At 49.3% G+C, this 16,220-nt stretch carries 5 protein-coding genes; 4 read left to right on the top strand and 1 reads right to left on the bottom strand.

Annotation, left to right across the window (positions count from 1 at the left end):
* The first annotated feature begins 159 nt into the window (after positions 1-159).
* Together GmarT_RS26355 and GmarT_RS26350 are read left to right on the top strand one after the other, a co-directional pair.
* The gene (locus GmarT_RS26355; protein ID WP_002644558.1) at positions 160-831 is read left to right on the top strand and encodes a hypothetical protein; all 672 of its coding nucleotides are present in this window, start codon (positions 160-162) and stop codon (positions 829-831) included.
* 57 nt (positions 832-888) lie between these two features.
* Complete coding sequence (locus GmarT_RS26350; protein ID WP_002644559.1) at positions 889-2,424, top strand: HTTM domain-containing protein; 1,536 nt, start codon at positions 889-891, stop codon at positions 2,422-2,424.
* Positions 2,425-2,441: 17 nt separating this feature from the next.
* On the opposite strand, the gene GmarT_RS26345 is transcribed toward GmarT_RS26350, so the two are convergent.
* Positions 2,442-3,842, bottom strand: a complete 1,401-nt coding sequence (locus GmarT_RS26345) for a hypothetical protein (RefSeq protein WP_002644560.1) — start codon at positions 3,840-3,842, stop codon at positions 2,442-2,444.
* Between the two features lie 529 nt (positions 3,843-4,371).
* Between GmarT_RS26345 and GmarT_RS26340 the strand changes: the two genes are divergently transcribed.
* Complete coding sequence (locus GmarT_RS26340; RefSeq protein ID WP_002644561.1) at positions 4,372-7,884, top strand: hypothetical protein; 3,513 nt, start codon at positions 4,372-4,374, stop codon at positions 7,882-7,884.
* Between the two features lie 129 nt (positions 7,885-8,013).
* Positions 8,014-16,215, top strand: coding sequence for a DUF4395 domain-containing protein (locus tag GmarT_RS26335; protein ID WP_149303446.1), 8,202 nt, complete (start codon positions 8,014-8,016; stop codon positions 16,213-16,215).
* Positions 16,216-16,220 lie beyond the last annotated feature (5 nt).

Genomic DNA, 16,220 nt, shown 5'->3' with positions numbered 1-16,220 from the left:
TTGACCTGAATTGAAATATTTACGATATTGCTCACCCGGGAATGGGGGATGACGTGACTCAGAGCCTCACTTTGAACTCTGTGGCCAGGGTTTCCTGTTTTCCAGCAAGTAAATTTCTGAATCATTGATCACATTGTCAGGCCAGGGAAGGCTAAACTGATGCGATTTATCAAACGTGGACTCAGCTATCTGACCATTGCCAGTTATGTTGGCATATTGGTGTTTGGTATCCTCTGTCATACTTTCACTTATCGAACCGGCAGTCATCCAGGCATGTATTATATTGTCTGGGATATGTTCTGCGGCTGGTCTGCCTATTCAGTTCGTACACATATCATCGGCGAAGGCATCAGTGGTAAGTTTTACGAGTTGTCTCCCGGTCCCTGGGGCGATTTTTATCCTTACGGAAAACTGGGTAGACGTCACTACGATACAACCGGAGATGCCTGGGTTCGGATGGCAATGAACACGCTCGATAAAACCGAGCATGAGCCGATGCTGCGCATTCTCTGTATCGAAGAAACCTGGTGTAAAAAATATAACCTGCCTGACATGGTCTGGGACCAGCGCTATGAAGAGCCCAAAGATTTCCAGAACTATTATCGTCTGCGAAGAGTGATTACACCTGATGGCGTCGTGGCTCAGACGTATGTTCCCTGGTTGACACGACAAGTGACTCTGCAGATGAATGACAACCCCCGTCTGGTAGCAGAAATGAATCGTGGCCGCCCGTTTTTCGCGGCAACGATAGGCAGTCAGGTCGAGACAACTGCACCACCTCAGCATGATCCGAACGTACCCGTTCACCTCGCCTCACCAGTGGGTAATTAAGCAGTATTTCGAGAGTATTTTCCGTTTCGAGACGCTACATCAAACAGGATTTCAAGCATGGATGCCCCAGGATTCATTTCAAATTCTAATCATTCTTTTCGTGATCGTTTCCAGAATTTCTTTTTTGTCAAAGAAGTTCCTTACGGACTGGCGATTGTACGAATGCTGCTTCCCATGATTCTGCTGGGAACAGTCTGTACCCGCTGGTCTTATTCGCGCGAATTATTCTCAGCCGATGGAGCGCCGGCTCCGCTGGCTGACATTTTTCAATATTATAATTATCTGCCTGTTTTACCGGGGACCGTTGTCGTCGGCCTCTTCGCTGCCCTCGGATTCTTCCTGTTCTGCAGTTGTATCGGCTGGATGACCCGCTTCTCACTGATTGCTTCCACGATTCTCTATACTTATTTCTGTTGCATGGACTGCATCAGTATGGCGACAAAGTATTCTGTCATCGCGACACATGCAATGTTTCTGCTGTCTCTGTCTCATTGTGGTGCCATCTGGTCGGTCGATAGCTGGTTAAAAGGCAGACAACAGAAACAGATGTGGCCCCGGTACACGCAATACGAATTACCGCGCTTTGAGATCTGGCCACAAAGATTGATGCAGATTTTGATTTGTCTCGTTTATTTTGGAGCGGCGATCACCAAAATGCATACGCCAGGATATCTGGAAGGGGATCAGATCAGCTACTGGGCCATGTCGCGCTATAATAACCCTCACCCGGTAGGAGAACTTATGACACTGTATCCGATTTTATTATCAATCATGTCATATGTTGCGATGATCTGGGAAATAGCCTTCGTCTTCGTCGTCTGGCGCAAATGGGGGCGGATTATTGCAATTGCCATGGGGACCTCGTTCCATATTGGAACTTCATTTTCACTGGGGCTGTATATTTTTCCCATGGTTTCCATTGCAATTTATTTCTGTTTCCTCAATACAGGTGATGTCCAGTGGATCTCCGCCCGCTTTCGCAGAATGTACCGAAAAGGGGGTTGGATTTATCAGTTGACTACGGAATTCCGACAACTGGTAGAACGGCTGCGCCCCCGATCTCTGGCAGCCTGGAAGTCGCCTGCTGCCTGGACGACAGGAATCGTTGCCGTTTTGGTTCTCAGTATTTATGTTGAACATCAGCAGGATTTGTATGGTCTGAGACGGGCGGAAGGTAAGATGACTTTACACGAAGTGGACCCTGAGCTCGTCGCTGAAATGATGGGGCCGGAACAGGTCATGCGCGTGAAAGATAAGTTTCTTTCAGTTGATGTTGGAACCCAACTGGCTGGTGGCTGGATTATTGATCGCAAGCAGGAATTCAAAGCGGGTGAAATGATTCTCGTACAATGTGCTCTCAATCCACCCCATGAGGATATCTGGATTGATTGTCATTTTTGTGAAGAGACCGGTCGCATAGTACAAAGGACCGGACAGATTGCACCGCGTGAAAATATGCGGGCAACTTTTCAGATTTATCCTCCCGAAATTCTGGAGCCTGGCAATTACTACGTCTCAATCAAATCGAAGGGCAAAGAAGTGATGAGGCGTTCCATCACATTACTTCCCAAACTTTCTCCTCTTGCAAACTGAGCGAGTTTATTTCCAGCTTACTTTTTGCTGTTTTCTTCTGGCATCACCAGTCTGCGAATCACTTCTGTAAGGACTGATTCAACGTGAGGCGCCACCTGACTGGCACGAGGGCTCGATTCATACCCTCCCTGGGAGTAAGCGATTTCGGTACAGATATAACCGGGACCATAGTCACCATAGGCTGCCAGGCAGACCGTTTGTTTCGGAGCAAATTTCTGGGCCTGTAATTGATATTCAATAAACAGTTCACCGGGAAGATGCAAAATGGATGCCGATTTCAGACGCAGACAGGTGATGGGAATCTGATGCCCCTGCGAGGCTCGCTGATACCAGACAAGCCGGAATGCAGCAGTGGATCGTTCTTTAGGTGTTCTTTTCTGATCAATGATCGTGGCCTTCAACGATTCCGGATCGAGGTGTGTGGCGACCGGTAATGCGGTCATTTCTGTTTTCCAATGTAAGTCAGCAGACGAAATGGGTGTTTTTTTCTGGCTTTTAAACGCAGATTCCATGCCGCGCTCGACGCGCTGTGCCAGAAGGGGCCTCATTTTGGTAGAACCATCATTGTATTTTCCTGCCGCAATATTTCCTGCGGCACCATTGAAATAGATATTTAAAGTTCCCGGTAATGCTTCGTTGCGTGCTTCGCGCGCCATCCCTGTGAATTCATAGTTCACGTCCCCCTTTCCATAATAACTCTGAGGGTGAGTCGCATAATAATTCAACACAGCTATGGGATGATCCTGGTTCCAGAAGCAGAGGCATTTGAGCCAGGGGTCGATCACTCCTTCGGGGGCATTAATTGCGTCGGGAGATTTTGATTTACTCCAGCGCATCAAACGGACTTTCCCATCTGCTCCCAGCAATCTTCGATTGGAAGCCACCTGTTCTACTTTCGCTTTTCCGATTCCTAAATGGGTGACAGTTTGAGGGTTTTTCAGTCCGGACCGAATGGCATTTGCAACCTGAGTGATACACTGTCTGCCATAGCTGTTGTCATAGTTTTTTCCACCGAGCCCCTGGTCTTCCATGATTTTGCCTGTTGCAAAATCGATCCGGGGGGCGTCGTGTTGATGCAAAGAATGAACGGCGACACGATCTGGTGTGGTTGCGGCGGCCTCGGCGAGTTTTTCACGCCAGGTATCATATCCCTGATTTCCAATTCCGATCGCATCCACGGCACATAACACTACCGGTTTTTCATCAGAAAGGATGACCACACCCCGTGCATAAAGCGGGGTCAGGATTTTCCGGGCGGGGGCATAAGCGACGGGCATACCCAGTTTGGGGGTGATATTTTCATTAAAGGTCACGATCTCGAGGTTCCCCGCCCACAATGGATGTTCGTGTCCATCGAACAGGCAGCCCCAAAACATCAGAGTTAGAAATAAAAAGCGATGAGACAGGTAGGCAGGCATGTCAATAATTCCCGGTAATACAAGGAGAGACTGAATGTGAGAGGTTATTTGGGGGCGAGTTCAAACTTTTAACTTACTGAGATCCATCGAAACTGACAAGATTACGAGTCTGTCGCGAGTCTCGTACCTGTTTGTCGACTGACATTACCAGGTCGATTCTGAGCTCAAATTTCTGAAGAGAGCCTGATCAGAAACCGCGTGTAACCGGTGTTCTTCGGGGCGACGTTCTCCAGTTTCATAATTGTGTTTTGAAGTATTTTTAAATATTTTCGCAATTTCCGGTCTCTCAGTTACGTCCTATCTTCCAGACAATGAACCAAAAAAACTATACTGAATTGTATAAACTCTGAACTTGACGCTTTTTACGTGAATGTCCTGTTTGACGTTCATTTCCAAAATAGCGCAGGGTACAAAGTAATGTACGGGATGGCGACATTTTAAACTTTTGAGTCTTCAACACTGCAAAACACGATCGAAGTGACTTTGGAGACACTACAATCAACCTGGTTACAGGCTAAGGGTGGGTTATATGCGATATCTGAGACGCGCACCTCGTTTTCTGCTGTTTTCTTTCATCGCTTGTTTCTTTCTGGGCACACCGGTTAGTTCTTTCGCGCAATCGTCTGTAGAAGCCGACAAGCCGGCTAACACTCCAGACAGGAAGCAGGATGACTGGGACCGTCTGATTTACGTTCCGTTCAAGAACATCAAGGATGTGTTCGACAAATCAGATGCCACGATCTTCATTCCCTATCTTGAGTATCTGGAACTCTGGTCAAAGTCAGCGGGTCCAGGCTCTGATAACAGTTTCAATTTTCCTGCGAAAGCCGTGATTACCAGCTCCAGTTACCGGGCAGAGGTTGAAGAGAACGTTGCCCGGATTCAATGTGATCTGACAATTCAGGTACTGGGAAATCCCTGGGTGGAAGTGCCGCTGCAGTTTGGTGATGCCGCTATTGGAAAAGTCAGTTCTCCCAAATCAAAAGTTTTTTTGAGAGGAACCGGGAAAGGCAGTTATTCATTGCTGCTCTCAGAAAAAGGAGAGCAGCAGGTGAAAATTGAACTACTGACCCGGGTCAAGAATTCTCCTGAAGGACGAAGTTTTCAATTTGTCTGTCCCACTGTGGGAATCACGACACTGGAACTGTTGATTCCCGAATCTGATCAGACTGTTAAAATCACTCCCCAACTGGTGCGGTTACCAGCCAGTTCTCCCGCCGATGCAACACTTGTGAAATCCACACTGGGGGCCACTGCTCAGATCAGTGCCCTGTGGTATCCCCGCGAAAGTTCAAAGCCGGAAATGGATCTGTTAGCCAGTGTCGAAAACTCAACACTCGTTTCCATCCGGGATGGCCTGGTTCATACACAGACAACATTAAAATACGATGTGCTCAGGGGGGATATGCAGTCAGCACGCATTGCTGTGCCCCTGAATGACCGAATTCTTGATCTGACTTCTGCAAATACCAAGATCAAAAGCTGGAAGGTGGAGAAAAACGCAGATCGACAGGTGGTGCTGATTGAGTTTCTCAATCAATTACAGAGTGGCGCATCTATTCAGGTTCACACCGAAAAAGAAATCCCAGAGGAACCTTTTCAAATTCTGGGATTGTCTGATTCCACGTCGTATGGAATCCATGCTCTGGATGTCATTCGGGAAAGCGGCCAAATTGCCATCACACCGGGAGAAAGTATGACCTTCACTGTGACCGAAACATCGGGGGTCACACGTAGTGAAAATAAGGGCATTCCAGAGAGTATTCAAAGACCTGATGCTGTCTACTATCGATTTTTCAATCCCTCTGCCCGGCTGCAGATCAAAGTACAGCCTCTGGAAGCCCGGGTTTTCGTGAGTCAGTTAAGTGAATGTAGTTTCGGTGAAGATGAAATTCGACTGGGAGCCCAACTGACCTATAATATTCAGCGTGCAGGTATTTTCTCATTTCAGTTGAAAGTTCCGGAACTACTGGAGATCGATTCTGTCAATGTGGCGGGATTAAAAGAGTACAACTTTGATAAGCAGTCTCGGCTGTTGACGATTGCGCTCCAGCAGAAATATCAGGGAAATCTCAAAGTACAGATTCGCGCACACCGAGATTTTAAAAAAGCCGATCAGGAATCGACGGTAAACGTCCCCTTGCTTGAACCAGTCAATGTGGAGCGGGAGACAGGGCAGGTTGCCATCTTTGCTCCTGAAGCAATGGAATTGATTATCAGCAACCCCGATGTGATTGGGGCCCAGCCAGCGACTACTTCGAACCGCCTCCAGTCTGGCAATCTGTCACTTGCATCCATGTGGGAATACAACCGTCGTCCCGTTGAGATTCCGGTTCAGATCCGCATACGGCCGACACGATTGACTGCTGATGTCGCCACCAGTGTCGATGTGAAAGAGCAGATCGCTGAAGTGATGACCAGGATCAATTATCAGGTTCAGTATGCAGGGGTCGACACCTTCCGTTTTGCGGTCCCTGAAGCAATTGCTGATCTGGTTCAGATTCGCTCGCTTTCCCCGGCACCGGCGCCTTCTATCAAGCAGAAAAGCCGTACAGAACAGGCCGTCGATGGCTGGGTGGTCTGGACTGTGACTACACAACGCAGTGTGCAGGGACCCTATGTTCTGGAAGTCCGCTACGATATTACACCAGGATTGCAGGCGATGGTGACCAGCGCGTCAGTCCCAGAAAATGCAGCAGAAGAAACGGAGAAAGAGAAAACAGCGGAAGAAAAAACTGAGAAAAAGAAACCATCGGAAGCGACAACCGGTGATATCGCATTAAAAGAGATCGCTTTGTCACCTCTAAAAGTCCTGGGTCTGGAAAAAACGGAGGGAGACTCACGGTCACGTGAGGTTCCTCTTTCTCGAGTCTATGGCGAAATCGCTGTGCGAAAGTCAAAGATGCTCTCCGTAACAACTTCAGAACTCGATGAGCAGCTGGACCCTATTGATTTGCGTGAGCTCAAACTGATGCCTCAGGATGGTTTTCTGGCGTTTCGATATTTCAATCAGCCGGTGACTCTGGAACTCGCTTCCACCCGTCACAAAATTCAGGAGGTGGTTGAGACGATTATTCTCAAGTCACTTGTTGAGGTAGTGGTGAGTAAAGAAGGGCGATCCACCTATCGCTGTCGCTATCTGATGAAATCCAGCGAACGGCAACAGTTGAAAGTCGCGTTACCGGCAGGAATGGAACCGCTGAGTATTACGGTAGCGGGACAGCCTGTGCCACTGGAAAAGGCGGATCAGAGTCAGGATGAAGAAGGCTGGTCTAACTATTTTGTAAATGTTGCCCGTGATCAGTCTTCAGACCAGTCCTTCCTGGTCAGTCTGCTGTTCACGAAAGCAGTGCCTCGGATTTCCGACTCCTTTGGCGGTAACTTGAATTTACCGCTACCTCGCATTGGAGGTGTCAAAGGAGAAAACGTCGTAGTCCAACAGTTGAAAACCGCGATCTGGGTACCCGAACAATACGCGCTGGTGAATGTAGCAGATGATTTTCAGCCGGAATATGAACCCTACCTGGATGGGATTATCCCGCGACGGGGGGGCACAAACGTCTCAGGAACATTCTTTGATTCGTGGATTGGTGCCTCTGCCGGTTCTTTGATCGATTTCCCCACAGAAGGACGCGCCTTTACCTACACACGACTGGGTGACAGTAGTGAAATCAGTGTTTCCTGGTGGAAACTGTCATTTGCTACCTGGATCTTAAGTGGTGCGCTGGTCGTCATCGCCTTCGTGATGCGAAAGACACCCTGGGAAAACAAAGTCGGCGTGCTGATATTTCTGGTGTTTCTACTCGCCATGATTGGAATGACAAACGCAGATATGGTGCTGCATGGTTTGTATGTCGCCCGGTTCGGAATTCTAACCTTGGTCGCGATCTGGATCTTGTATGCCCTGGCAGGACTACGGTCTGTTGAAACAGCATCCCGGACTGACATACCGGTAAATTCGAGTGGACAGACTGCGGCAGTAATTCCGCCGCCAGGAGTCTTCGATGAATTCGAACAGAATCAGGATGAGAAAGAGTCGTAAATTATCCCCGTTCGATGTTGCAAGCATATTAAGAGTTTTCGATGAGTGACTCACTTCATGAGGTTCGCCATGAGATGGAATAAATCAAGTTCTGCAGCCAATACAATTTCTGTCAAACGAATAAGATTCTTGCGGAGACTGATCGCCGGGGTCTTTCTGCTGGTGACAGTTGTTTCTGTAGTTCCGCTGGGACTGAATCGAATATCACTGGCAGCAGAGAATACGACTGCGAAACAAAGCGCCACTCAAACCGCCTCAAAAAAATGGCCTGAAACAGCCGTGTATCTGCCTCTGGATCAGCTTGATGCGATCATGTCCCGAGACAAGAGTGGGGTGTTGTTATCGCGGAACGAGTATGATTCCTTAAAGAAGCAGGCAAAGCAGGGGACGGGGGACATTGATTTACCCTCGTCAAATACTTTGATTTATGCTGCCGACTACCAGGCGAAGATTGTAGATCGACAGTTACTGATCAAAGCCACGCTTTTCATCAGGCAGTTTCGGCAGCAGTTGACAGTAATCGACCTGCCTTTCAGTGGACTTGCCGTTGAATCTGCGCAGCTGGATCAGCAACCAGCGATGATTGCCCGTGCAGCATCAAAAACGAAAATGCTGCAGTTGTTCAGTCAAAAGTCGGGGGAACACCAACTGGTACTGCAACTCTCCGCACCCTTAAATACAGTGGGCAGTGACCAGGTTTCACAGTTTCAACTCCTGCCGGGCGTTGCCAGTCAGTTCAAAATCAAACTACCCCGGAAGCAGCATCTGATCGTGAATGAATTAAAAGTCAAACCTGCGGACACTGCAGGAGAAGTGGTCTCTTATGAATTTCCGATCGGGGGTACCGGGCAGGTCGTTTTAAAGATTACAGAACAGAGCCGCGAACAGGCTAACGATTCCCTGATATTTGCCCGGAGTGGGATAGGTGTCTCTGTCAGCCCTGGTAAAGTCGCCTGGCAGGCACAGACAACACTCAGCATCTTTGGCCAGTCACTCGATCAACTGGTGTTAAGCGTGCCACAGAATCTGGAGATCATCAGTGTGGAATCTACCGGACTGGAATCATGGGTGCTCAATGACAGCATGAAAGATCGTCGTCGTACTGAGATCACTCTCAATTATCGTCAACCGGTCGAAGGCGAACGGCAGATCATCTGTCGTGGTGTGATGACAACGGAAGCAGAAGATGCATGGCAGGTCCCCAATCTGTTGATTGAAAAAGTCAATTCGCACGTCGGTTCGGTTCTGATCCGCTATCCTCCCGGTGTGCGTTTGCAGGTGGAAAAAATGAATGACGTCCGTCGTAAAGCGATGGAAGTCGTTCCCACGGGGAAACGCACGACTTCAGATCCCGGACTGGATTTCGACTTCTGGCAACAGAAATTCGAAATCTCCCTGGTGACGCAGGAAAAACGTTCTGAAGTGCAAATGGCAGCTTCAACCGTTGTAGATCTGAATGAACAGGGTATGGATCTGAGGCTGGTGACAACCGTAGAAAGTCTGTTTGCTCCCCTGTTCGAGTTTCAGATGAAAATTCCGGCAGAGTGGACCATTCTCGGAGCCTCGCTGCAGGACCAGCAGATTGACTGGAAGGAATCCTCACGGGAAGCCGGCAGTAAGCTGGTCAGACTCACTTTTCCTCAACCGCTGCCTGCGAATCAGGAAGCCAAAGTGATCGTGACAGCACATCGGGATCTGGAAAACTGGCCCCCTGAATCTGAAAGTCAGTTGTTGAGTATTCCCCAGGTGGAATTACCTCAGGCAAAAATTCTGGAAGGCTCTCTGATCATTAATGCGGACTCTGACTGGGATCTGGTTCCCAGTGAGTTGATGAATCTGGAACCACTCCAGGAACAGATTCCACAGATGCGATTTGGCTATCAGTACCAGGACAATCAGTATTCTGGCAGTCTGACGATTTCGCGAAAACCATTACAGCTTGTCGCACATCACCTGCAATATGTCAGGTTGGATCCGACGACCTTATTTTCACATTTTGAGACGACACTCCATGTCGAGCGAGGCAGTTATCGTTCCCTGATGGTGGCCCTCCCCGAAAACGTAAGTCAGAACCTTCAGTTTCGATTAATCAATTCTGCAGGCAAAATCTTAGAGCAAGTGGCCCAGGAGCCAAAGAATGGCGTTCGTGTCTGGACATTGAAAATGGATCGTCGTCTGAGTGGCAGGCAGATCCTGAGTGTGACGGTAGAACAGCCTCGCAAGAACGGGGAAACCGTCAATGTTCCCCAGCTGCAGATCATGTCGGCAGACAGGCAATATGGTGAAGTCGCCTTCGAAGCCGAGGGGGATCAGCGACTTAAAATCAAGGCAACAGGAATTCGGGGACAGTCACTGACGACCATTGACGCGGCAGAGTTACCAGTTCCCGTCGCATATCAGCCTCGAGAAAGAATTGTGGCCGCTTATCGTTTTGTCGGTATCGGACATCAGATTGAAGTTCTGGAAACTCGCTTTGATCAGACGGCAGTTCCCACGGCTATTGCGCAGCTCATGTCTCTGAAAAGTGTGATCGGTCCGAACCGGGAAGTGCAAAATGAAGTGCTCCTCAATTTTTCAGCAGTTGGAATTCAGGCATTGCAGGTTTCCTTACCAGAAGGAGCGGAGTTACTTTCTGCACTCGTACAGGGGGCTCCCGTTGAAGTTCGCAAAACAGAGACAGCGTTTATCATTCCGGTTACTTCGGATGTTCAGGAACATAATTTTCACACGCTTCAATTATTGTATGATGACAATCGAGTGACGACTCAAGGATCAACTCAACTGACACAGACTCCACCCCGGGTTGCCGTCGTTGATGGAACCGGGGCGATTCAACCTTTAATGATTTTAGACCAGACCTGGTCGATACTCTATCCTTATGATTATTTCGTCTCAGAAAGTTCGGGAGACTTCGTTCCGGATCAGCCTTTACCGCGACTGGGTATTCTGGAAAATCTTCGCCAGCATATCAGTCTCTTGTCTGGTCGTGCGATTATCTATCGGTCAATGATTGTCTTCTTTCTTGTGCTGGCAATTCTGATCGGAATCTTTGCGTTTCGTAAAGGCCGATTTAGCGCGGTCATTACGCTTTTCGCCGGGTTCTGTCTACTGTTAGCGGTGATTGGATTGCTTATGAACTCACGGATGCGTTCTTCTTATGAGGTTACATCCGCCATAACAGAAGAAGCCCACATGCCATCAGCCTACTATCTGAACGATGGTATCGAGTTTCAAGCTGGAACAGATAAGCGATTCCACGAGGCCACCGCACCCCTTGGAGACGATTTCAATTTCAACCTGCAGAATGAAGCCGCTCCCAGTACTCGTCCGGAAAGCGAATTGGGCCTTGATCGACAGGCAGTCGATTCACCATTATCGGTTACTCCAGAAAATATGGCCAACCAGCGGTTACTCGCAAAATCCAAACGCAGGATTGAAGGGGGGAAAATATTCCAGCGGTCTGGTTCCCCTCAGTCTCCTCGCATGAATGTCACGCCGGTACCAGACTCATCCATGCAAGGCAAACCGGTTGATCAACCTGGTCGTGTCGCTGGTGAAGCTGCCAAAAAAGAAGCCGTGGATCAGCTGAGTGTGGCTAATCCCGAACGTGCTTTGGGAGGACGCCTGTCCGTAATTGCTTCGCTGCCACAACCTGAGGGATTCCGTTCGATGGCATTTCAATATTATGGCGAACCTCAGGATCAGCCCTTATCACTGCAGGTATCCCTGCAACAGGCGCGGTCGAGTCAGAAACTATTCCTGGCGGTGATGTTCGGTGTGCTCTGGGCAGGCTGGTTTCTGCGGCGATTAGCCTGTTACAAACGATTGCTGGTATTGCTGGCGGGAGTTCTGTTACCGGTCGCCTGCAGTTCGCTGTTTCCGGTTCGACTTCAACCCGTGCTGGATGGGCTGTTTGTCGGCACCTTGCTGGCAGGTCTGTGCTGGGGAATCGAATGGATAGTACGAACCCTGAAAAAAGAATTTAAAGGGTCAACGATTTCTCCCTCTGTAAAGCAGGCGACAGTCACATCACTCATCTTGCTGGGATGTTTTTACAGTAATTCCACAGCCGTGTATGCGCAGAAGAAACCGACCACTGCTGGAATGTCACCAACACAGGTAGTCAATTCACCAAAACTGCCACAGAATCTGATGATACCCTACGAAGCAGGTACCGACCCTCTGGATTCTCAACGGATCTTTCTACCTCGCGAGGAATTCAAGCGTCTCTGGAATGCCGCTCATCCCGATCAGCCAATCAATCAGGGGACAGATTCCCTCGGTGCGATCAGTCAGGCATTATACGCGGCCGAAGTCAAACCTGGCGCGGGACCCGGGCAGGCGGTGGTGCATATTACAGGCAGGCTGGTCATTCATACGACGGGGACTCAGCCGGTCACTCTCCCGCTCCCGCTGGGAAAAGTGGCTCTCAGCAGTGCCAGATTAGATGGGGAATCAGCGACTCTGCTGACATTTCCTTTAAACCAGTTCAGTGCCAAGAAATCCGTGGCAGAACATGTTTATTCCATCATCGTTGCCAAACCGGGAATACATATTCTGGATCTGGAATTTGATCTCCCCGCACAACAGACTGGATCAGCCGGAAGTTTTCAAATGAGCCTTCAGCCTGTGGCCAGCGGTCGTTTGACGGTGAAACTGCCCAGTCCAGATGCTGAAATCAGCGTGACCGGAATTCGTACAACGTATCGGAAAGTGAAAACAGCAGACAAAGCGACTTTGGAACTACCCATAGATGAGGGGGGAGATATCCAGATTGCCTGGAGGCCAGCCGAAGAACGCGGTGCCATTCAGGGGATCGTCCAGTGTCAGACCACACAGTCTGTTCTTCTTCAGGATGCCGGAATCGTACTGCAGAGCACTCACCAATATCGGGTTCGGCAGGGCCAGATTAACCAGGCAACTTTGAAAATCTCAGAAGACCTGCGTGTTCAATCAATCTCAGGCCCTGATGTCGGAGGCTGGGAAATGATGGGCAGCGGCGAAGCTCGACAGATTAAAGTCTTTCTACGACGAGATATCAAAGAGTCCACCAGCATTAAACTGATCGCATTTCAATCCCTGTCTGTCGGAAAACAGACTCGCACACTCGAGCTGCCTCAAATCGTTCCTGAAAATGTGACGAATGAAAATGGAACGATCGGTGTTTACGCTCAGTCACAGTTTCAAATCCGTCCTGAGAAAATCAGCGGCGCGATTCAGATTGATTCTGCGCAGTTCAGCAACCCAGAGACTTCAACAGCGGATTGGAAAATCGATGGGATGGTGCTGAAACCACAGTGGGCTTATCGTTTTTCCCGCAGGCCGTTCTCGCTGGGGTTCTCTCTGTCACGACGTCAATCCGATAAGCAGGCTGTGGCAGAACATGCTGTGTATGTCTCGCCGCGAAAAATGAGTCTTTCGAGTCGAATCCGATATCAGTTGAAAGGGATTCCCGAATCCACGTTTGTGCTGGAATTGCCCGAATCCTATCTGGTATTGAGTGTGAATGCACCTGGGATGGACGACTGGTATGTGATCGAACAGAATGCCGATGATATGCGGGTACTGGTAGTGGAATTTGCAGAGCTCAAAGCAGACCATGTGGAAATTATCTGCGAAGGTGTCATTCCCCGCGATGCAAGTCAGCGTGAAGCGGAAGTCATGATTCTGACTCCGCTGGAAGTCTCTGGGGTGCGCAGCGATCTGGCGATCTGGTGTGATGATTCGCTGGTTGCCCGTGTGCCAGAACTTAAAGACTGGCGTGCCATATCAGCCGAAGATCTGCCGTCGGACATGAAGTCACAGCAGTCTCGTTTACCTCAATTTGTGTTCCGTTCTTCTGCCGAGCTTCCTGAATGGATCAAACTGGAACTCTCGCCGGCTCAACCTTCGATTACAGCGAATTCCCTGGTGATGACCACGGTCGGTAATGTTTCAGTAAGTCACACTGTTGCCATACGCTGGTCGATTCAGGGGGCTGCGACGGATACATTGTCATTTACGACTCCACTGGAGTTGGGTGAGCACCTGGATTTTCGCGGTGATGGCATTCGTCAGATTGATAAACGTGTGATTGGTGATGCCGTCGTTCAATGGACCGTTCATTTGCAGGATTCCGTCGAGGGGTCTTACTTTATTACGGCCGAATCCACGCAGTCCCCTCCTGCGTCACAGCAGATCGCGATTCCCCGGGTGCGCGTGATGGATACCAGTGGGCTGGTGGATCCGCAAACCACGGAACTGGAAACACAGCAGCATTATCTGATGCTGGTTAACCATTCCTGGGCGCGACTCTCTTTGTTGAACCCGGAGAGTATCGTTTCTGTCAGTCGAGAAGAAATGCCTTTACAGATTAATGATGCCCTCGCCAACCAGGCGATGGAACTGGCACGCATTATCGGGACTGCCAAACCCCCTCAGTTTCAGATTCAACAGTTTCAATCGGATCAGGGCGCTGCTGCTGCTGTAAACCTCTCGGAACTGACAACAGTTCTGGCGCAGGATGGCAGCTGGAAAACGCATGCTGCATATCGGATTCGGAATCGTTCACGTCAGTTTCTGGCGATCCGGATTCCGGAGAAATCACAAATCCTGAGTGCATTTGTCAAAAGTGTTCCCGTGGCGCCGGTATTCCTGAAACAGGAAAAAGAAAAGCCGGGCTCGAAGGATCAGATTTATCTGCTGGCACTTCCCAAAACCAGCGCCGCCGATCTCTCATTTGAGGTGAACCTGATTCTCACAGGACGTTTAGCCAAACCTCTACCTCAGGGCACATTGCGCTGGCAGGCAGAAGTGATTGATCTGCAGCCCCCTCAGGTCGTGTTGCCAGCAGAAAATGCGGAGTATGGGATTCCGGTCGCGCAGACCAGGTGGAATGTATATATTCCAGACGACTATTCTGCTTCCGCCCGACTGGATGATCCACGCACCAACATGACTCCGGTTGAATCTCATCAGGCCCAGGAAGACACATCGCTAACCAGTCTGGTAAAAGATGTGGAGAACCTGTATTCAGTTTATAGCAGCAGTAAAAGTGATCGCGTTCGCAGCCGTGCGATCAGCAATCTGAAGCAACTGGAACTCAAATTGGATTCCAGTTCACAACAGGGACAGCAGGGACAGCGGCTCTGGCAGCAAATCAGCGAAATCCAGTCAAAGGAACAGCAGCGACAGGCCCAGAAAGAAAAACTGTTAGGCGAAGCCAAGGATGCGAATGCGGATAGCCAGGCTGATTTCGATTCGGAAGAAACATTTAATCAACTGGTTATTGGAAATAATACGGCACTGTTTGAAGCGAACCGTGGAAAAATGCAAGCCGGAACCCCTGTGGGCGAACCCGGACCACCACATCTTTCATTGAATAGTCCCTTCAGTTTAAAAAGTCACACCATTCGAAACCGTGGTTCAAAAAATCTACCCAAACCAGTTGATTCCATGGAGTACAAACTGGATAGCCGTGCCCTCAGGCGCCAGCAGAGTCTGCAGAATACGACTGAGCAACTGCAATCACAGTTGAAACCACTTCAGGAAGAAAAGAAAATCGGACGGGCGGAAATCCAATCGCAAGCCCGCACTCAATCCGCTCAATCCAGGGAATTGTCCGAGCTGGTAGAAAAATTTAATGAATCAGTTGATCAGCGTCGCTATACAGAAGCAGAAGCGATCGCGAAACAAGCCAAGGCTCTCGACCCACAGAATCCTGTGACTACTACCATGGAATGGAAAGCGAAGTTCCTGAGAAGGGACGCATCAAACAATGGGCTGGCTGATCGGAAAGAAAGTAATTTCTGGAATCAGCTGAACGATGTGGAAGAATCCCTGGCAGATGCTTATAAACCCGACCTGGGATCATTCGGTGGTGGTGGGGGTGGAATGGGTGGAGGTATTCTGTCGGCCTCCGAATCAGACCGTAAAAAGCAGAAATCAGCTAATGACGAAACACAATTACAACAAAATCAACTGGCTAGCTGGACACAGGCGGGGGGGATTTCATTGCAGTTTGAAATCCCGCTGCAGGGACACAAACTGGAGTTTACCAAGATCAGCGGTCAACCTCGTCTGGCTTTAGATGTGCGGTCTGATACTACACTGGAATTTGGTTCTGCCTTAATCTGGACGGTTGTCTGGATTGCGATTTTGGCCGCTTTGATCTGGGGACTACCTCGCGTGGTTCGATCAGAGGCTGCACAAAAACGACTGGGAATCACTCTGGTGGTAATCGGTTTAATTGGCTGGTTATTCCTGGCAGGCGGGATTGCCGGTTTCGCGATGTCCTGCTTTCTGATCGGAGCAATCTGCCTGGCATGTCTGTATGTAAAGCGAACCGCTTGAAATTG

The organism is Gimesia maris (genome assembly GCF_008298035.1).
In the GTDB taxonomy this organism is placed as follows: Bacteria; Planctomycetota; Planctomycetia; order Planctomycetales; family Planctomycetaceae; genus Gimesia; species Gimesia maris.
This window is presented reverse-complemented; position numbering and strand designations above follow the sequence as displayed.